At 70.3% G+C, this 18,105-nt stretch carries 17 protein-coding genes and 1 riboswitch; of the genes, 3 read left to right on the forward strand and 14 right to left on the reverse strand.

Annotated elements, in window-relative coordinates:
• Positions 1-45: 45 nt before the first annotated feature.
• The 4 genes from ACZ5FU_RS32485 to ACZ5FU_RS32500 form a co-directional block, all read right to left on the reverse strand.
• Positions 46-1,062 (reverse strand): C40 family peptidase, encoded by a 1,017-nt coding sequence (locus ACZ5FU_RS32485; RefSeq protein ID WP_451776566.1) that lies wholly within the window; start codon positions 1,060-1,062, stop codon positions 46-48.
• Between the two features lie 226 nt (positions 1,063-1,288).
• Positions 1,289-2,323, reverse strand: coding sequence for an NlpC/P60 family protein (locus ACZ5FU_RS32490; protein ID WP_451526401.1), 1,035 nt, complete (start codon positions 2,321-2,323; stop codon positions 1,289-1,291).
• 211 nt (positions 2,324-2,534) lie between these two features.
• Positions 2,535-3,878 (reverse strand): NYN domain-containing protein, encoded by a 1,344-nt coding sequence (locus ACZ5FU_RS32495; protein ID WP_451526402.1) that lies wholly within the window; start codon positions 3,876-3,878, stop codon positions 2,535-2,537.
• Between the two features lie 71 nt (positions 3,879-3,949).
• The gene (locus tag ACZ5FU_RS32500) at positions 3,950-4,189 is read right to left on the reverse strand and encodes a hypothetical protein (protein ID WP_073491882.1); all 240 of its coding nucleotides are present in this window, start codon (positions 4,187-4,189) and stop codon (positions 3,950-3,952) included.
• Positions 4,190-4,360: 171 nt separating this feature from the next.
• On the opposite strand from ACZ5FU_RS32500, the gene ACZ5FU_RS32505 reads away from it, so the two are divergent.
• Positions 4,361-5,074 (forward strand): rhomboid family intramembrane serine protease, encoded by a 714-nt coding sequence (locus ACZ5FU_RS32505; RefSeq protein ID WP_451526403.1) that lies wholly within the window; start codon positions 4,361-4,363, stop codon positions 5,072-5,074.
• Between the two features lie 182 nt (positions 5,075-5,256).
• Positions 5,257-5,538, forward strand: coding sequence for an Lrp/AsnC family transcriptional regulator (locus ACZ5FU_RS32510; protein WP_367323768.1), 282 nt, complete (start codon positions 5,257-5,259; stop codon positions 5,536-5,538).
• A 37-nt stretch (positions 5,539-5,575) separates the two neighbouring features.
• Here ACZ5FU_RS32510 and ACZ5FU_RS32515 read toward each other — a convergent pair whose 3' ends face one another.
• The 6 genes from ACZ5FU_RS32515 to ctaE form a co-directional block, all read right to left on the reverse strand.
• Positions 5,576-6,937 (reverse strand): aminotransferase class V-fold PLP-dependent enzyme, encoded by a 1,362-nt coding sequence (locus ACZ5FU_RS32515; protein WP_451526404.1) that lies wholly within the window; start codon positions 6,935-6,937, stop codon positions 5,576-5,578.
• Positions 6,938-7,115: 178 nt separating this feature from the next.
• A riboswitch (SAM riboswitch) is annotated at positions 7,116-7,232 on the reverse strand.
• A 141-nt stretch (positions 7,233-7,373) separates the two neighbouring features.
• Positions 7,374-8,438, reverse strand: a complete 1,065-nt coding sequence (gene trpD, locus ACZ5FU_RS32520; protein ID WP_451776563.1) for an anthranilate phosphoribosyltransferase — start codon at positions 8,436-8,438, stop codon at positions 7,374-7,376.
• A gap of 139 nt (positions 8,439-8,577) precedes the next feature.
• On the reverse strand, positions 8,578-10,200 hold the full coding sequence (gene qcrB, locus ACZ5FU_RS32525; RefSeq protein WP_451526406.1) for a cytochrome bc1 complex cytochrome b subunit: 1,623 nt from the start codon (positions 10,198-10,200) through the stop codon (positions 8,578-8,580).
• On the reverse strand, positions 10,197-11,255 hold the full coding sequence (qcrA, locus tag ACZ5FU_RS32530; RefSeq protein ID WP_451526407.1) for a cytochrome bc1 complex Rieske iron-sulfur subunit: 1,059 nt from the start codon (positions 11,253-11,255) through the stop codon (positions 10,197-10,199). The genes qcrB and qcrA overlap by 4 nt, the downstream gene beginning before the upstream one ends.
• On the reverse strand, positions 11,252-12,064 hold the full coding sequence (qcrC, locus tag ACZ5FU_RS32535) for a cytochrome bc1 complex diheme cytochrome c subunit (RefSeq protein WP_451776562.1): 813 nt from the start codon (positions 12,062-12,064) through the stop codon (positions 11,252-11,254). The genes qcrA and qcrC overlap by 4 nt, the downstream gene beginning before the upstream one ends.
• A gap of 65 nt (positions 12,065-12,129) precedes the next feature.
• Positions 12,130-12,750 carry an aa3-type cytochrome oxidase subunit III gene (ctaE, locus tag ACZ5FU_RS32540; RefSeq protein WP_366062195.1) on the reverse strand — a complete coding sequence of 207 codons (621 nt, stop codon included), beginning with the start codon at positions 12,748-12,750 and terminating at the stop codon, positions 12,130-12,132.
• Positions 12,751-12,929: 179 nt separating this feature from the next.
• Between ctaE and ACZ5FU_RS32545 the strand changes: the two genes are divergently transcribed.
• The gene (locus ACZ5FU_RS32545; protein ID WP_451526409.1) at positions 12,930-13,352 is read left to right on the forward strand and encodes a response regulator; all 423 of its coding nucleotides are present in this window, start codon (positions 12,930-12,932) and stop codon (positions 13,350-13,352) included.
• A gap of 25 nt (positions 13,353-13,377) precedes the next feature.
• Here ACZ5FU_RS32545 and ACZ5FU_RS32550 read toward each other — a convergent pair whose 3' ends face one another.
• The 4 genes from ACZ5FU_RS32550 to ctaC all read right to left on the reverse strand — a co-directional run bounded on the left by ACZ5FU_RS32550 (position 13,378) and on the right by ctaC (position 17,852).
• Complete coding sequence (locus ACZ5FU_RS32550; RefSeq protein ID WP_451526410.1) at positions 13,378-14,634, reverse strand: L,D-transpeptidase; 1,257 nt, start codon at positions 14,632-14,634, stop codon at positions 13,378-13,380.
• A gap of 130 nt (positions 14,635-14,764) precedes the next feature.
• Positions 14,765-15,163: a cytochrome c oxidase subunit 4 gene (locus tag ACZ5FU_RS32555; RefSeq protein WP_451526411.1), complete on the reverse strand. Its 399-nt coding sequence runs from the start codon at positions 15,161-15,163 to the stop codon at positions 14,765-14,767.
• Entirely contained in the window at positions 15,160-16,896 is a 1,737-nt protein-coding gene (ctaD, locus tag ACZ5FU_RS32560) for an aa3-type cytochrome oxidase subunit I (protein WP_451526412.1), read from the reverse strand. Before ctaD ends, ACZ5FU_RS32555 begins: the two co-directional genes overlap by 4 nt.
• Positions 16,893-17,852, reverse strand: a complete 960-nt coding sequence (ctaC, locus tag ACZ5FU_RS32565; protein ID WP_451526413.1) for an aa3-type cytochrome oxidase subunit II — start codon at positions 17,850-17,852, stop codon at positions 16,893-16,895. Before ctaC ends, ctaD begins: the two co-directional genes overlap by 4 nt.
• Between the last annotated feature and the right edge of the window lie 253 nt (positions 17,853-18,105).

Raw genomic sequence — 18,105 nt, forward strand, 5'->3', positions numbered from 1 at the left:
GGCCGCCCCGGGCCGAACCCCGAAGGCGGGCGCCGCCCGCGCCGGTCAGGGCCTGGTCACCGACGACACCGGCATCATCCCGACCGGGTCGTAGCGCACCGGCGCGCCCGGGTAGGGGGCGTGGATGACCTGGCCGTTGCCCGCGTACATGCCGACGTGGCCGGCGTCGGAGCGGTAGGTGACGATGTCGCCGGGCCGGGCCTGGGAGAGCGGGACCCGCCGTCCGGCGTGCGCCTGTGCCTGCGAGGTCCGCGGCAGGAAGACCCCGGCCCGCGCGTACGACCACTGCATCAGGCCCGAGCAGTCGAAGCCGGTGGGCCCGTTGGCGCCCCAGACGTACGGTCTGCCCAGTGCGGAGCGGGCGGCGGCCAGGGCGGCGGCGGCGCGGCCCGGAACGGCGCCGGCGTCCTCGGGGCCGGGCGGTCCGAAGCGGCCGGAGCGGGACGCCCGGTCGTAGGCGGCGCGCTCGGCGGGCGGCAGGGAGTTCAGCAGCCGCCGGGCCCGGGCGAGCTTGCGCTCGACGGTCCGCTTGTGCTTCCCGACCGCCTCGCGGCTCTTCTCCAGCTCGCCGAGTCTGCGGGTGGCCTCGGCGCGTTCCTGGGTCAGTTCGCGCAGGGCCTGCCGCAGGTCCCTCAGTTCGCCGGCCTGGTGGGTGGTGATGCGGTCGAGGACGGAGGCCTTGTCGAGGTAGTCGGCCGGGTCGTCGGAGAACAGCAGCGCCAGGGAGGGGTCGAGTCCACCGGAGCGGTACTGGGCGCCGGCCAGCGCGCCGAGCCGCTCGCGCAGCTCGTTGACGCGCTCCTGTCCGCGGGCGACGCGGTCCTGGGAGTCCCCGACCTGCCGGCGCAGGGTGGCGGCCCGCTCCCCGGCCGCGTTGAAGGCCTCGGTGGCCTTCTCGGCGGTCTCGTAGAGCCGGTCCACCTCGGCGCGGACGTCCTCGTGCGGGGCGGCCGCGGCCGGTACGGCGATGGTGGCGACGGCGCCGAGGACGGCGGCGGCGGACAGGACGCACAGGGCGCCCCGGTCGGACCCGGACGGTGCAAGGCGGCGATGGAACCCCACGGGAAGCCGCGTTCCTTCCTCTGGCGGACAGGGACCGTTCCCCGGCACGCGTGCCGGGGAAACGCGGCAGACAGTAGCCGCGCGACGGGGGGCCCGCCAAAGACGATCGGCGGCCGCACAACGCGGCACCCCGCCTCTGACGCAGGTCATGGGCGGGGTGCGGGGTCGGTTCACGTCGCGGCGATTCGCCCGTTCGGGCGCTCGGCCGGCGCGGCCGGACGGAGGCTCAGATGCGGACGCCGAACTGGTACGGCATGTTGTTGATCGACTCGTAGCGCACGACGGTGCCGGTGCGCGGGGCGTGCAGCACCTGGCCGTTGCCCGCGTAGAAGCCGACGTGGTGCTGGTCGCCGTAGAAGATGACCAGGTCGCCGACCTTGAGGTCGGACTGGGAGTAGATGCGCGTACCGGCGTTGGCCTGGGACTGGGAGGTGCGCGGGATGCTGACGCCGGCCTGGGCGAAGGCCCAGGAGGTCAGGCCCGAGCAGTCGAAGGTGGAGGGGCCGGTGGCGCCGTAGGAGTAGGGCGAGCCGATCTTGCTCTGGGCGGCCTGGAAGGCGGCCATCGCGCGGCCGGAGGCGGCACCCGTGTTGCCGAGGTCGACGCGCTCGCCGGCATCACGGCTGGCACGGGCGTCGGAGGCGGCCAGCGCGGCCTTCTCCTCGGCCGTCAGCGTGTTGAGGAGCTTCTGCGCCTCGGCGAGCTTGCCCTGGACTTCCTTCTTCTTCTTGCCCAGTTCGGTACGGGTGGAGGCGAGGTCCTTGAGCTTGTCGGAGGCCTCCGCGCGGTCCTGGGCCAGCTCGCGCTGCTTGTCCTGGATCTTCTTCAGGGAGTCGACCTGCTGGGCGCTCAGCTGGTCGGCGGCGGACGCCTTGTCCAGGTAGTCGTCCGGGTCCGACGACAGGAACAGCTGGAGGGAGGAGTCGATGCTGCCGGAGCGGTACTGGGCCGCGGCCGCCTGGCCTATGGAGTCCCGCAGCTCGTTGAGCTCCTGCTGGCCGCGGGCGACGTCGTCCTGGATCGTGGAGATCTCCTTCTGGAGCTTCTCCTGCTTCTCCTTGGCGCCGTTGTACTTCTCGGTGGCCTGCTCCGCGTCCTCGTAGAGCTTGTCGACCTTGGACTTGACCTCGTCCTTGCTGGGCTTCTCGCTCGGCGCGGCGTTGGCGGCCTGCGAGCTCAGGGCGACGGCGGCGGCGGCCGCGGTGGTCAGCAAGGTCACGCGAGCGCGACTCGGCTGCTTGGGTCGACGGTGGGACGCCACGGAGAGCGAGCTCCTTCATGTGAGTGATCACTCGTGCGGAGGTTCGAAGGCAGACCCTAGTGACCCTCCTGTGATCACTTCAAATCCTGGAGCCGAAAAAATCGGTGACGCACTGCATTCTTTACCCTCAACCCACGTGCAGTGACGCGTGATTGACGCTACGTTGCGTGACGATTGCGCCAATTCGGGCATTGGGCCTTTACGTTGACCTTCAGGTCAGTCGCTTCAGGAGTACCGCAGAAGCCACGGGACGGGCCCCCGCCCTGGCGACCCCGTCCGCCACCTCCCGGTCCGTCGAGGCCACGATGACCGGCCGGCCGGGCGGCTCGGCCCGCACCAGCTGACGGATCAGCTCGTCGGCGGTAATCCCCGGCTTGGAGAACAGCACCCGCACCCCGCGCGGCGGCGCCAGCAGCACCGGCGCGACCAGTTCGGCACCGTCGAAGACACAGGTGACCTCGGCGCCGGTCTGCGCGGCGAGCGCCGAGAGCTGCCCGAGCAGCCGCAGCCGCTGCTTCTCCAACGGCATCTGCGGATAACCGGTCTTGGTGACGTTGTAGCCGTCGACGACGAGATGCGCCTGCGGCAGCGCCAGCAACTGGTCCAGGATCGCGGGGTCGTTCTCCGACAGCGCGCGGGCCGCGATGTCCTTCGGGGTCATCCGGCCGGGCTCCACCGCGTCGACGGTCTCCGCCGGGCGCACCGACACCGGCGGCAACGCCAGTTCCCGGCGCAGCCCCTGGGCCGACTCCAGCAGGGTGTCCAGCAGCAGCCGCACCCGCATGTCCTCGACGCTGCGCCCCTCGCGGGCCGCCCGCCGGGTGGCCTCCAGCGCGGCCTCCACCTCGCCGAGCCGCGCCTTGAGCCGCCGCGACTCGCTCTCGGCGGCGGACACCTGCGCCTGCCCCTCGCTCCGTACGGCGTCCATCTCGCCCTGGAGCTTGCGCAGTGCGGCCTCGCCGCGCTTGACGTCACTGAGGGCCGACCGCAACTTGCGGTGCAGCGCGTCGCCCTCCCGCTTCGCCGCGTCCAGCTCGGCGCGCAGCCGCTCGGTCTCGGTCCGGGTCAGCTCACGGGCCTCGGCGAGCTGCTCGCGCAGCCGCTCCAGCTCCGCCCGGCTCTCCTCGTCGGCCCGCTCGGCGTCCGCCCGCAGGGCCTCCTCGCCGGCGGCGGTGACCAGCTTGACCCAGCCGGCGGGGCGCAGCACGTAGGCCGCGGCCGCCACGTCGAGCGGGTCCGCGGCCGGGGGCGGCGAACCGGCGTCCAGGGCGTCGGCCAGTTCCGGCTGGGCCTCCCTGAGCTTCTCCGCGATGCGCTGCCGGAACAGCGGGTCGGTCTCCAGCGCGGCGGCCATCGCGTTGCCCGCGAACTTGGCCCGCCGGTTCGGGGCGAACCGGGCGTACTGCCGCAACTGGGCGGGCAGTTCGGCGACGGTCAGGCCGCCGAAGCCGTCCGCGACGATCTGCACGACCCGGCGCCGCACCCCGTCGGGCAGCGGACGGTCGAGCACCTCGGCGGCGCCGTCGCCCGGCTCCCCGTCCGTGGTCTCCACCATCCGTCACACCCCAATTCCGTGCGGGGCCCTCCCCCACTCTCGACTTCGCTCGAGCGGGGCGGCCCCCATCCTCAGGAGCCGGCGCCCGGCCGGTCCACCAGTTCCACCTGATCCACGGCGTTGCACCAACGGCACCGCACCGACTCGATGGTCTCACTGACCACCTCGCGCTCCTCCACCTTCGCCTCACCGGCGAGATCGAGGTGGACGTACTCGACGACCTTCGACGAGCGCGTCACGTCGAACCGCGTGAGGTTGCCGCAGAGAGTGCAGCGCCACCGCGTCGTGGCGGTCGGCAGGGGAACCGTCATCGTGACCGTCCGCTTCCTTCTAGTGTCGGTCCTCCGGGACCGGGCCGCGCCCGAGGCTCCCCGGAGCATGTGGCTCGTAACCCTACGGCCTGGCGGGTCCGCGCCGCCCGTCCGTCCACGGCGGCGAGGCGACGGGGTCCGTTACGTCCCGTTGCGTCATGCTCTGTAGCCATGATCGGCGACTGGAGCAGGCTGCTGGGGCGGGCCGTCCGACACCCGGTGGCGCCCGTGACGTACGGACTGACGGCCCTGTGCTGCCTGGTCTTCGTGATCGGCCCGGCCTCGGGCCTCGATCCGGCGTACGGCACCGGCGAGGGGGCGGCGCTCGCGCAACGCGCCTACTTCCGTCGGTGGGGCGTGATCCCCGCGGACGTGTTCGACGGCGTGCCGCACTCCGCCCTCACTCCTTTCACCGCCCTGTTCGTCCACGGCGGCTGGGTGCACCTGCTGGGCAACATGCTCTTCCTCCACGTCTTCGGGGCGATGACCGAGCGCCGGATGGGCCGCGTCGAGTTCACGCTCTTCTACCTCGGCTGCGGCGCCCTGGCACTGCTGGGGTACGCCGCCGCCAACGCCGACTCCGGACAGTCCCTGGTCGGTGCCTCCGGGGCGGTCTCGGCGGTGCTCGGCGCGTTCCTGTACCTGTTCCCCCGGGCCCGCGTCACCAGTCTCCTGCCGTTCCTGCTCTTCCTGCCGCTGCGGTTCCCGGCCTGGGTCGTGCTGCCCTTCTGGGCGGCGCTGCAATGGGTGGCGGCGGGCCGCGCCGGGGAGGGGCCGGGCGTGGCGTACCTGGCGCACCTGGTGGGCTTCGGGCTGGGCTTCGGCTACGCGTGGGCCCGCTTCACCCGGCCCACCAGTGCCGTGGCGGGCGGCGTCCGCCCGTGAAGGAGCGGCGTCCGGTGCGTGCTCCCGGCGTGCCGGCCGGAGTCCCTCGTACGGGACGTGCCGGGGACTTCGGCCGGTGCGGCGAGCGTGCGTGCCGGGCGTCGCGACGGGGCGGACGTCGCCTGTCGCGGCACTAGAGTGGGCGGCAGCCCAGCTCCGGCCCCCGAGGGAGAGAACCAGCCGTGATCACCGCGATCGTCCTCATCAAGACCAGCGTGGACCGGATCCCCGAGATCGCGGAGTCGATCGCTTCGCTGGAGTCCGTGAGCGAGGTGTTCTCCGTGACCGGCACCTACGACCTGATCGCCATGGTGCGGGTGCGGCAGCACGAGGACCTCGCCGAGGTGATCCCGGGGCGGATCAGCAAGATCCCGGGCGTGGAGGCGACGGACACGCACGTCGCGTTCCGCACCTACTCGCAGCACGACCTCGAGGCCGCGTTCGCCATCGGGCTGGACTCCTGACCCTGCGGGGCGCCGCCCCCTGCGGGGAGGCCGCCGGCTACACCGCCGGGACGCAGCGGCCGTCCTGCGTGCGGTAGCGCCACTTCGCACCCTCGGTCACCAGTTCCCGCACCGCCGCCACGAAGCGGTCGACGTGCTCGTCGGGGGTGCCCGCGCCGAAACTCACGCGGATCGCGCTGAGGGACTCCTCGCCGGGGGCCGCCCCGGGGGCGCCGCACTCGCCCCCGCCGCGGGGGTCGCCGCCGAGGAGGGTGCGTACCAGGGGGTGGGCGCAGAAGAGGCCGTCGCGGACGCCGATGCCGTGCTCGGCGGAGAGCGCGGCGGCGAGGTGGGAGCTGTTCCAGCCGTCCACCACGAAGGAGATCACGCCGACCCGCGGCGCGTCGTCACCGAAGAGGGACAGGATCCGCACCCCGGGGACCCGCGCGAGGCCGGTGCGGACCTTCTCCACGAGGTACCGCTCGCGGGCCACCAGGGTGTCGAAGCCCGCCTCGGTGAGGGCCCTGCAGGCGGAGGCGACGGCGTGGGCCCCGATGACGTTCGGGGAGCCGGCCTCGTGCCGGGCGGCGCCCTCGTGCCACTCCACGTCCACTCCCCCGTCCTCGCGCCGGGTCACCCTGCGGCTGGCGCCGCCACCGGCGAGGTACGGCTCGGCCTCCCGCAGCCAGTCGGCGCGGCCGGCCAGCACCCCGGAGCCGAAGGGGGCGTACAGCTTGTGGCCGGAGAAGGCGACCCAGTCGACGTCGAGGTCGCGGACGGACACCGGGTGGTGGGGGGCGAGCTGGGCGGCGTCCAGGACGATCCGGGCGCCGTGGGCGTGGGCCGCGGCGGCCAGTTCGCGTACGGGCCACAGCTCGCCGGTGACATTGGAGGCACCGGTGACGCAGACCAAAGCCGGGCCGTGCCCGTCGCGGCCGGCGAGGGCCCGCTCCAGGGTCGCCACGGCCTGCCGCGGGGTGCGCGGGGCGTCGAGGAAGGTGACCCGGGCGTTCTTCCAGGGCAGCAGCGCGGCGTGGTGCTCGGTCTCGAAGACGAAGACCTGGCAGCCGGCGGGGAGGGCGGCGGCCAGGAGGTTGAGGGAGTCGGTGGTGGAGCGCGTGAAGACGAGCTGGTCGTCGGGCCGGCAGTCGAGGAAGTCGGCGACCGTGCGGCGGGCGTTCTCGAAGAGGTCGGTGGAGAGCTGGGAGAGGTGTCCGGCGCCGCGGTGGACGCTGCCGTAGTAGGGGGCGTAGGCGGCCACGTCGTCCCAGACGCGCTGGAGGGCGGGCGCGCTGGCGGCGTAGTCCAGGGCCGCGTAGCCGATCTCGCCGCCGGTGACGAGCGGGACGGTGACGTCCCGCCCCAGGACGGGCAGCGGGGTGCGAAGCGTCGGGTCGGCGGCAACGGTGGAGACGGACATGGCTGAACTCCCGTGAGAGGCAGGGGTATTCACCACGCGAGCGACTACGGCTCGAGCGCGGGGAAGAGTGAAGAGGGATGCGGAGGCGGGGCTCTGCGGCCCTAGTGCATTCGCTTGCTCACGGAGGGCTCCTCGACGACCAGGACCCCTGCCCTCGCTCGGTCAGAAGCGTGCGAGGGGTCCGCGCTTGCCGTGGACCTTTCTGTCCACGGCCTGGTCTTCACCCGGGGCACCCCGCCACGGACGGAGGGTTGCCGGACAGTCGGCCGGGGCCTCATGACTGTCACTCATGACCTGGTACAGCATCTTGCCACACGATCACCGGCGCGCAAGGCGCGGTCCGTTCCCTGAGACGGCGGGAGTCCGGACCGCGCCCCGCCGACCGCTGTCCCGGTCCGGGCGCGGGTGGCCGTGTTCGGCGCGCGGGCGGCCGTGTTCAGGCGTGGGTGGCCGCCGCCCAGCGCTCCAGCGTCCGCTTCGCCGCCCCCGAGTCGAGGGACTCCGCGGCCCTGGCCATGCCGGCGCGCAACTGCTCGGCGAGCGGCGCCCCGGTCGGCTCCAGGGCGACCAGGGCGGCCGCCGAGTTCAGCAGGACGGCGTCGCGGACCGGGCCCGTCGCGCCGTCCAGCAGCCTGCGCGCCACCTCGGCGTTGTAGGAGGCGTCGGCACCCCGCAGGGCCTCGACGGGAACGAGGTCGAGGCCGACGTCGCGCGGGTCGAAGGACTCCTCGGTCACCTTGCCCTCACGGACCACCCAGACCCGGGAGGTGGAGGTCGTCGTCAGCTCGTCGAGGCCGTCGTCACCGCGGAACACCAGCGAGGAGTGGCCGCGTTCGGCGAAGACGCCGGCGACGATCGGCGCCATCCGCGGGTCCGCCACGCCGACCGCCTGGGCCCGGACCCTGGCCGGGTTGGTCAGCGGGCCCAGCACGTTGAACACCGTGCGGATGCCCAGCTGGCCGCGCGCGGCGCCCGCGTGGCGCAGCGCCGGGTGGAACGTGACGGCGAAGCAGAAGGTGATGCCGGCCTCCTCGGCGACCTCGGCCACCCGCCGCGGGGTCAGGTCGAGGCGGACGCCGAGCTTCTCCAGGACGTCCGAGGCGCCGGAGGCGGAGGACGCGGCCCGGTTGCCGTGCTTGACGACCTTGACGCCGGTGCCGGCGACGACGATCGAGGACATCGTGGAGATGTTGACCGTCTTCGCGCCGTCGCCGCCCGTGCCGACGATGTCGACCGAGGGGCCGGGCACCTCGATGACGTTCGCGTGCGCGTACATCGCGCGGACGAGTCCGTTGATCTCCTCGACGGTCTCGCCCTTGGCGCGCAGCGCCACCACGAAGCCGGCGATCTGCGCGTCGGTGGCCTCGCCGCGCATGATCCGGTCCATCGCCCACGCCGTGGCGTCGGCGCTCTGGTCGTGGCCGGACAGCAGGGCGTTCAGCACCTCGGGCCAGGAACGGTCCGCCGCGGTGTCGCCTCCGGCGGGGGTCACAGCGCTCATAAGCCGCTCCTGGGTCGATGGGGTCCCGCTCCGCGGGACGCGCGTCTCTACGGTTCCACCCTATCCAGCCGCGGACAGGGCGAAGGGCCCCGTCCGTACACCGGACGGGGCCCTTCTGGGGTGCGTGGCGACGCAGTGATCAGTGGTGGCCGTGGCCGCTCGTGATCTCCTTGTACTCCTCGACGGTCGGCTTGGCGATCTGGCTCTCCTCGCCGTAGTACGCCTTGCTCAGCTTGGCGCGGACCTTCTCGGTGCGCTTCACCTTGCGCTCGACGCCGTTCTCGTCGACCGTCGGGCCGATCTCGACGGGCTCGTACTGCTCGTGCGAGGTGAGCGTGTAGAGCGCCTCCTGGCTGAGCGGCTCGTGCACCTCGATGAACTCACCGTGCGGCAGGCGCTTGATGGTGCCGGTCTCGCGACCGTGCAGCACCTTGTCCCTGTCGCGGCGCTGGAGGCCGAGGCAGATCCGCTTGGTGATCACGAAGGCGATGACCGGTCCGGCGAAGAAGCCGATCCGGACGAACCAGGTGACCGCGTTGATCGACAGGTGGAAGTGGGTGGCGAAGATGTCGTTGCCACCACCGATCAGCATGATCAGGTAGCCGGTGACCCAGGCGACACCGAAGGCCGTACGGGTCGGGGCGTTGCGCGGGCGGTCCAGGATGTGGTGCTCGCGCTTGTCGCCGGTGACCCACGACTCGATGAACGGGTACATGGCGATCACACCGAGGAACAGACCGAACAGCACCAGCGGGACGAACACGCCCATGACCAGCGTGTGGCCCCAGAAGTTGATCTCCCAGCCCGGCATCGCGCGGATCAGGCCCTCGGCGAAGCCCATGTACCAGTCGGGCTGGGCGCCGGTGGACACCTGGTCCGGACGGTAGGGGCCCAGCACCCAGATCGGGTTGATGGACGCGATGCCGGCGATGGCCGCGATGGCGCCGAAGACCAGGAAGAAGAAGCCTCCGGCCTTGGCCATGTAGACCGGCAGCAGCGGCATGCCGACGACGTTCTTGTTGGTGCGTCCGGGACCCGCGAACTGGGTGTGCTTGTGGTAGAAGACCAGGATCAGGTGGCCGACCACGAGCCCGAGCATGATGCCCGGCAGCAGCAGGATGTGGATCGAGTAGAACCGCGCGACGAAGTCGCCGCCCGGGAACTCCCCGCCGAACAGGAACATCGAGATGTAGGTGCCGACGATCGGCACCGACAGGATCGCGCCCTGCGTGAAGCGGACACCGGTGCCCGAGAGCAGGTCGTCCGGGAGCGAGTAGCCGGTGAAACCGGTGAACATGCCCAGGACGAACAGCAGGAAGCCGAACAGCCAGTTGATCTCGCGCGGCTTGCGGAAGGCGCCCGTGAAGAAGACGCGCATCATGTGCACGAACATGCCGGCGAGGAAGATGACCGCGGCCCAGTGGTGGATCTGCCGGATGAGCAGACCACCGCGCACGTCGAAGGAGATGTGCATGGTCGAGTTGAAGGCCTCGGACATCAGCTGGCCCTGCAGCGGGACGTAGCTGCCGTGGTACTCCACCTCGTTCATCGACGGGTGGAAGAACAGCGTCAGGTACACACCCGTGAGGATGATGATGATGAAGCTGTAGAGGCAGATCTCACCCAGCATGAAGGACCAGTGGTCCGGGAAGATCTTGCGCATGTTGGCCTTGGCCAGGGAGTAGATCCCCAGGCGGCCGTCGGCCCAGTCGGCGACCCGCTCGCCCGCGGGCGCCTTGCGGCGGTCGTCCTTGTTACTCATCCGCGCTCCCAGAAGGCAGGACCGACGGGCTCTTCGAAGTCGCCGAGCGCCTCGAGGTAGCCCTCGTCGTTCACGCCGATGCGCAGCTGCGGCAGGGCGTGACCGGCGGGACCGAAGATCACTCGGGCACCGTCGGACAGGTCGAAGGTGGACTGGTGGCAGGGGCACAGCACGTGGTGCGTCTGCTGCTCGTACAGGGAGATCGGGCAGCCCACGTGGGTGCAGATCTTCGAGTACGCCACGATGCCTTCGTGCGACCACTCGAGCTCGCGCTTGTCCTTGATGTCCTCCGGCTGGATGCGGACGATCATCAGGGCGGCCTTGGCGATCTGGGTCTGGAAGTCGTGGTCGTCCTCCTCGAGGTCCTCCGGCTTGGCGAAGGTGAGGGAACCGACGGCGACGTCCGAGGGACGCAGCGGCTCGTTGGTGTTCATGTTGACGAGCAGCTTGCCCTTGGACCACAGCGTGTGCCGCAGCTTGTCCTCGGGCAGCGGACCGAGGTCGCGCAGCAGGACGACGCCGGAGAGCGGGAACAGGGCCAGCGCACCGAACATCGTGTTGCGGATCAGCTTGCGGCGGCCCAGCGCGGACTCCCGGGCACCGTCCCGGAAGTCGGCCATGACCTTGGCCTTGACCTCGGGCGACGCCTCGATGGCGTGCCGCTCGTCGGCGACCTCCACGTCGGACATCAGGGTGCGGGCCCAGTGGACCGCGCCCGCGCCGATGCAGAACAGGGCCGCGCCGAGCGTCAGACCGAGCGCGAAGTTCAGCGCGCTGATGTGGCCGAGCGGGAAGATGAAGACCGACTTGTCGTGCGGGATCGCCACGTAGGAGGCGATGAAGCCGACGGTGGCCAGCATCGACAGCGTGAACAGGAAGGCGACCGCACGCTCGGACCGCTTGGCGGCCCGCTCGTCGATGTCCTGCACACGGTGCTCGTGCGGCGGCAGCCCGGGGTCGGCGAACGGGTGCTTCTCGTCCGCGACGCCTACGGCTCCGTGGGCGTGCTCCTGCGCAGCGGGCAGGTTCTCTTCTGGGATGTCTTGGCTACTCATGACTTCTTGGCCTTTGCGGTCCGGGCGGCGACCCACACGGCGACGGCGATCAGCCCGCCGAGACCGAAGATCCAGCCGAAGAGGCCCTCGCTGACCGGCCCGAGGCCGCCCAGCTCAAGACCGCCGGGGCTCTCCGAGTCGGAGCTGTTGACCGCGTCCAGGTACGCGATGATGTCCTTCTTGTTCTGCTCCGACATGGTGGTGTCGGGGAAGGAGGGCATGTTCTGCGGGCCGGTCTGCATGGCCTCGTAGATGTGCTTCGGGTCCACGCCCTCCAGCGAAGGCGCGTACTTGCCCCGGGTCAGGGCGCCGCCCTTGCCGGTGAAGTTGTGGCACTGGGCGCAGTTGGTGCGGAACAGGTCACCGCCCTTGGCGATGTCCGCGCCCTCGGGGCCGTACTGGGCCTCGGTGGGGACGGCGGGGCCGGCGCCGAGCGAGGCGATGTACGCGGCGAGCTGGTCGATCTCGGCCTGCGTGTAGATGTTCTTCTTCTTGGGCACCTGGGCGCCCTGGGAGGTCGCGGCCGGCATCCGGCCGGTGGCGACCTGGAAGTCGACGGCCGCGGCGCCCACGCCGACCAGGCTCGGACCGTCGGAGGTGCCCTGACCGCCGGTGCCGTGGCAGCTGGCGCAGCCGACGGCGTAGAGCTTCTTGCCCTCGTCGATGGCGAGGGACTGTGCGGTTTCGTCTGCCTGCGCCTTGCCCGCGGGTGCGAACGCGGCGTACAGCCCCCCGGTGCATGCCAGCGCGAGGAGGAGGACGACGAGCGCCGCCATCGGATGGCGTCGTCGTGCGGAGAGCTTTTTCACGGATTACCCCGGTGTCAGGATCTTCTGCGTCGATGCTTCTGGGACGGGTGCGGGATCGGGCCCGGCTACTTGATCAGGTAGATCGTGGCGAAGAGGCCGATCCAGACGACATCGACGAAGTGCCAGTAGTAGGACACGACGATGGCCGCGGTCGCCTGTTCGTGAGTGAACCTCTTCGCCGCGTAGGTGCGACCGAGGACGAACAGGAAGGCGATGAGGCCACCCGTCACGTGCAGGCCGTGGAACCCGGTGGTCAGGTAGAACGCCGAGCCGTACGGGTCGGAGGAGAGCGAGAGCCCGTCCTTCTTGACCAGCTCGGTGTACTCGTACACCTGACCGCCGATGAAGATCGCACCCATCACGAAGGTGACGATGAACCACATCCTGAGCTTCTTCACGTCACCGCGCTCGGCGGCGAAGACGCCGAGCTGGCAGGTGAGGGAGGAGAGCACCAGGATCGTGGTGTTCGTCGCCGAGAACGGAAGGTTCAGCGCGTGCGCCATTTCCTTCCAGTGATCGGGACCCGTCACCGATCGCAGGGTGAAGTACATCGCGAAGAGGGCCGCGAAGAACATCAGCTCGGAACTCAGCCAGATGATGGTTCCGACGCTGGTGAGGTTCGGCCGATTGACCGACGGGTGCGCGTGCCCGGTGTCTACTGTCGTTGCTGTCGCCACGACCGACATTATGTCGGTCGCTTATCCCGCCCTCACTCCGGGGGGTGCCGTTCGGAGTGTCCGCACCCCGTGTACTGCCCGTATGGCCCATCGCAGGCGTGTTCCCACAGGTGTTGACGCGGTGTCCGGGGGAGTAGCATCCGCCCCATCGGTACCCCGAAGTTCCACTCCAATGACGCGGAGGAACCATGCAGGCGACCGCCACGGTGCTGGTCTACAGCGACGACGCCGACACCAGGGAGCAGGTGCGGCTGGCCGCCGGACGGCGGCCGGCCCCGGACGCGCCCCTGGTCGAGTTCCTGGAGTGCGCGACGCCCGCCGCCGTGCTGACGGAACTGGACCGGGGCGGGATCGACGTGTGTGTGCTGGACGGCGAGGCCGTGCCCATGGGCGGCATGGGGCTCTGCCGGCAGATCAAGGACGAGGTGTTCCGCTGCCCGCCGGTGCTGCTGCTCATCGGGCGGCCGCAGGACGCGTGGCTGGCCACCTGGAGCCGGGCCGACGCGGCCGTGACGCTGCCGGTGGACCCCGTGGAGTTCGCGGCGGCCCTGGCGGCCGTGCTGCGCCGCCGGAGCCTCGTGGGCGCGTCCGAGGGCCTCTCCGGGGACTGAGGGGCCGCGGGGCGCGGGGGCGCCGCTAGACGGCCGCCGGGCGGAGCCTGAAGGTGTCCTCCCGGGGCTTGTCCGGGCCGGCGGTCAGGGCGCTGCCCTCGCGCCACTTCCCCCAGTCCAGGTTCCAGTCGCCGAAGCCGTTGCCGAAGGTCTCCATCGTGTCGCCGTCGCTGTTGACGACCTCGACGACGTCGCCCTCGCGGACGTTGTCGAAGAACCACTCGGCGTTCTCGGTGCTCATGCCCACGCAGCCGTGGCTGACGTTGGCGGAGCCCTGGGAGCCGACGGACCAGGGGGCGGCGTGGACGTACTCGCCGCTCCAGGTGACGCGGGTGGCGTAGTACACGGGCAGGTCGTACGACTCCGAGGAGCCCTCGGCGATGCCGACGGTGGTCCCGCGCATGCGTACGAAGTACTCCTTGCCCAGGACGACCTTGACGCCGTTGCGGGTCTCGAAGCCGGGCTTTCCGGTGGTGACGGGGATCTCCTTCACCGCCTCGTCGTCGCGGTACAGCGTGAGGGAGTGCGCGGAGGCGTCGGTGACGGCGACGACGCGGTCGCCGACGGTGAAGGTGACGTCCTTCGACTTCCCGCCCCAGAGCCGGTCGCCGACCTTGATGCCGTCCAGGGTGCTGCGGACGCGGACGGTGGCGTGGGCGGGCCAGTAGTCCTTCGGACGGTAGTGCAGCGTCTTGTCGTCCACCCAGTGCCAGGCGCCCTGCGCGGAGGGCTTGGCGTCGACCTTCAGTGCGCGTTCCACGACGGCCCGCTGGGCGGGGTCCCCGATCGGCCGGTTCAGTTCGGCGGTGACGGGCCGGCCGACGCCGTAGGTGCCGGGACCGGGGCCGAAGGTGACGGTCAGCCGCTTCTCGGCGGTGGGTCGGCCGGTGTCGAAGGTGAGGACCCGGCGGCCGGGGCTGCCGTCCTCGTCCTCGGTGCTCACCCGGACCGTGTAGTGGGCGTCCGCGGCGAGCGGTTCGGTGCTGTGCCAGCGACGGCCGTCGGCGGCGAGTTCGCCCGCCACGTAGCGGCCTGCGGCGTCCAGGGCGGTGACGTCGGTGATCCGCTCGCCGAAGCCCTTCGCCCTGATCTCCAGGGGCTTGTCCGGATCGGTCTTCCCGGTGTCGCCGCGGGGCGTGTCGAACGCGATCCGGTCCGTCGCGTCGTACGGGCGTGAGGCGAGCGGGTCGCCGTCCGAGCCGCAGGCGGTCGCGCCCGCGACCAGGGCGGTCACCAGCAGCGTGCAGCTGACGACGGTGCGGGAACGGGGTTCGTGGTTCATGGCTTCACGCTAGGGAGCGGCGTCAACCACGGCACGCCGAGTGACACGGACGGGCGATACCGATTACTGCACAAGCAGGAGCCCGGACCCTCCTGACGGAGTGTCCGGGCTCTGCGGCGCGCGGCACGTGCTACTGGGTGCGGTTCTCACCGCGGTAGTACTCGAAGACCCAGCCCCACAGGCCGATGAGGATCAGCGGGGCGGAGAAGTAGAGCAGCCACCAGCCGACCGCGACCCCCATGAAGGCGAGGGCGCCGCCGACGGCCAGGGAGAGCGGCTGCCAGCTGTGCGGGCTGAAGAAGCCCAGCTCGCCGGCGTCGTCCGCGACGTCCGCCTCCTTGTTGTCCTGGGCACCGGTGTCGACCCGCTTGGCCGTGAAGCCCAGGTAGAAACCGACCATGATGGACAGGCCGAAGGCGAGGAAGAGGGCCGTGGTGCCGGCCGGCTCCTTGGACCAGACGCCGTAGACGGTCGCCATGATGAGCAGGAAGACGCTCAGCCAGATGAACATCTTGCCCTGGATCTTCACTTGCCGGCCTCCTTGCTGCCCGCGACGGCACTGGCACCGTGGCCGGCGTGCTCCAGCTGCTCGAGCGCGGCGATCTCCGGGTGGTGCAGGTCGAACGCCGGGGATTCACTGCGGATCCGCGGCAGGGTGAGGAAGTTGTGCCGCGGCGGCGGGCAGGAGGTCGCCCACTCCAGGGAGCGGCCGTAGCCCCACGGGTCGTCGACCTGGACCGGCTTGCCGTACTTGGCGGTCTTCCACACGTTGTAGAAGAACGGCAGGACGGACAGGCCGAGCACGAACGAGCTGATCGTCGAGATCGTGTTCAGGACGGTGAAGCCGTCGGCGGCCAGGTAGTCCGCGTAGCGGCGCGGCATGCCCTCGGCGCCCAGCCAGTGCTGGACCAGGAACGTGCCGTGGAAGCCGACGAACAGCGTCCAGAAGGTGACCTTGCCGAGACGCTCGTCGAGCATCTTGCCGGTCATCTTCGGCCACCAGAAGTGGAAGCCGGAGAACATCGCGAAGACGACGGTGCCGAAGACGACGTAGTGGAAGTGCGCCACCACGAAGTACGAGTCCGACACGTGGAAGTCCATCGGCGGCGAGGCCAGGATGACACCGGTCAGACCACCGAAGGTGAAGGTGATCAGGAAGCCGGCCGCCCACAGCATCGGGGTCTCGAAACTCAGCGACCCCTTCCACATCGTTCCGATCCAGTTGAAGAACTTCACGCCCGTCGGGACGGCGATGAGGAACGTCATGAAGGAGAAGAACGGGAGCAGGACGCCACCGGTGACGTACATGTGGTGCGCCCACACCGTCACGGACAGACCGGCGATCGAGATGGTCGCGGCGATCAGGCCCATGTAGCCGAACATCGGCTTGCGGGAGAAGACGGGGATCACTTCGGAGATGATCCCGAAGAACGGCAGGGCGATGATGTACACCTCTGGATGGCCGAAGAACCAGAAGAGGTGTTGCCACAGCAACGCGCCGCCGTTGGAGGCGTCGAAGATGTGGGCGCCGAACTTGCGGTCCGCCTCCAGGGCGAACAGCGCCGCCGCGAGGACCGGGAAGGCCAGCAGGACCAGGACACCGGTCAGCAGGACGTTCCAGGTGAAGATCGGCATGCGGAACATGGTCATGCCCGGTGCGCGCATGCAGATGATCGTGGTGATGAAGTTGACCGAGCCGAGGATCGTGCCGAAGCCGGAGAAGGCCAGGCCCATGATCCACATGTCGGCGCCGATGCCCGGGCTGCGGACCGCGTCCGAGAGCGGGGAGTAGGCGAACCAGCCGAAGTCGGCCGCACCCGACGGGGTGAGGAAGCCGCCCACGGCGATCAGCGAGCCGAACAGGTACAGCCAGTAGGCGAACATGTTCAGCCGCGGGAAGGCGACGTCGGGGGCACCGATCTGGAGCGGCATGATCCAGTTCGCGAAGCCGGCGAACAGCGGCGTCGCGAACATCAGCAGCATGATCGTGCCGTGCATCGTGAACGCCTGGTTGAACTGCTCGTTCGACATGAACTGCAGACCCGGACGGGCCAGCTCGGCGCGCATGAAGAGCGCCATCACGCCGCCGATGCAGAAGAACACGAACGACGTCACGAGGTACAGCGTGCCGATCGTCTTGTGGTCAGTCGTGGTGAGCCACTTGACGGCGACTTCGCCGCGGCGCTGGCGCCGGACCGGCAGCTCGTCCTCGTAGTGGGACCCTGCTGCGGCGGCACCCTGGGGTTCGTTGAGGATGCTCACAGGATGTTCGACTCCCGGTTCTTCTCGGGGCTCGTCTGCTCGATGCCGGCCGGAACGTAACCGGTCTGCCCCTTCTTGGCGAGGTCCTTCAGGTGCTGCTCGTAGCGCTCGGGGGAGACGACCTTCACGTTGAACAGCATCCGGGAGTGGTCGACGCCGCACAGCTCGGCGCACTTGCCCAGGAAGGTGCCCTGCTTGTTGGGGGTCACCTGGAAGGCGTTGGTGTGGCCCGGGATGACGTCCTGCTTCATCAGGAACGGCACCACCCAGAAGGAGTGGATGACGTCACGCGAGGTGAGGACGAAGCGGACCGTCTTGCCCTCGGGCAGCCAGAGGGTCGGACCGGGGTTGTTGGTCTGCGGGTTCCGCTCACCGGGGGTGCCGCAGGTGTAGACACCGCCCGCGTCGGCCGGGAAGTCCTTCTTGTACCGGTCCGGGATGGCGGCCAGGTTCTCGTCGGACTTCGCGTCACCGGTGGAACCGTCGACGCTCTCGATGTAGTTGAAGCACCAGCTCCACTGGAAGCCGACCACGTTGACCGTGACGTCGGGCTTCTTGTCGAGGCTGAGCAGCTTCGATTCGTCGCGGGCGGTGAAGTAGAAGAGGACCGAGACGATGATGATCGGGACCACCGTGTACAGGGCCTCGATGGGCATGTTGTACCGGGTCTGCGGAGGTACCTCGACCTTGGTGCGGCTGCGCCGGTGGAAGAAAGCACTCCACAGGATCAGGCCCCACACCAGCACGCCGGTGGCCAGCGCGGCAGCCCATGAGCCCTGCCACAGGGAGAGGATCCGCGGAGCCTCTTCCGTGGTCGGGGTGGGCATACCAAGGCGGGGGAAGTCCTCGTATGTGCAACCGGTTGCGGTCGCAAGGACCAGGCCCGCGGTCAGTGCCTGCAGCAGCTTCCGCCGCATCGGGCGCCGCGGCGAGCGGTCGGAGCCGTTGGGACTCACGTAGCGCCTTCCCGAGAGTCTCGCCCGCGCGGTCGGCTGCGGCCTTCTCGCTGGTAGGTCGCCGCCCTGCGTCGGGCAGGGGTTTGGATGTTTATGCGGACCAAACCCTACTGGACGCGTTTTGGGGTCGCGCGGGGAGGGGTCGGCAACGCGCCGGGGGTCACGCCCAGGGGTGGGAGAGGGCCCCTAATCGCTCGGGGATGCGGCCTGTTGGACGCGTGCGTGCGGGTTTGTGGCCGCTCGTGCCGTTCCC

Source organism: Streptomyces sp. NPDC031554 (genome assembly GCF_055580685.1).

What these genes read in the sequence shown, in the direction of transcription:
- ACZ5FU_RS32515 (WP_451526404.1), bottom strand. Translation starts at nt 6,937, where the DNA reads ATGTCCGTCTCCACCGTTGCCGCCGACCCGACGCTTCGCACCCCGCTG.
- qcrA (WP_451526407.1), bottom strand. Translation starts at nt 11,255, where the DNA reads ATGAGTAGCCAAGACATCCCAGAAGAGAACCTGCCCGCTGCGCAGGAG.
- ACZ5FU_RS32505 (WP_451526403.1), top strand. Translation starts at nt 4,361, where the DNA reads ATGATCGGCGACTGGAGCAGGCTGCTGGGGCGGGCCGTCCGACACCCG.
- ACZ5FU_RS32550 (WP_451526410.1), bottom strand. Translation starts at nt 14,634, where the DNA reads ATGAACCACGAACCCCGTTCCCGCACCGTCGTCAGCTGCACGCTGCTG.
- ctaE (WP_366062195.1), bottom strand. Translation starts at nt 12,750, where the DNA reads ATGTCGGTCGTGGCGACAGCAACGACAGTAGACACCGGGCACGCGCAC.
- trpD (WP_451776563.1), bottom strand. Translation starts at nt 8,438, where the DNA reads ATGAGCGCTGTGACCCCCGCCGGAGGCGACACCGCGGCGGACCGTTCC.
- ACZ5FU_RS32545 (WP_451526409.1), top strand. Translation starts at nt 12,930, where the DNA reads ATGCAGGCGACCGCCACGGTGCTGGTCTACAGCGACGACGCCGACACC.
- qcrB (WP_451526406.1), bottom strand. Translation starts at nt 10,200, where the DNA reads ATGAGTAACAAGGACGACCGCCGCAAGGCGCCCGCGGGCGAGCGGGTC.
- ACZ5FU_RS32495 (WP_451526402.1), bottom strand. Translation starts at nt 3,878, where the DNA reads ATGGTGGAGACCACGGACGGGGAGCCGGGCGACGGCGCCGCCGAGGTG.
- ACZ5FU_RS32500 (WP_073491882.1), bottom strand. Translation starts at nt 4,189, where the DNA reads ATGACGGTTCCCCTGCCGACCGCCACGACGCGGTGGCGCTGCACTCTC.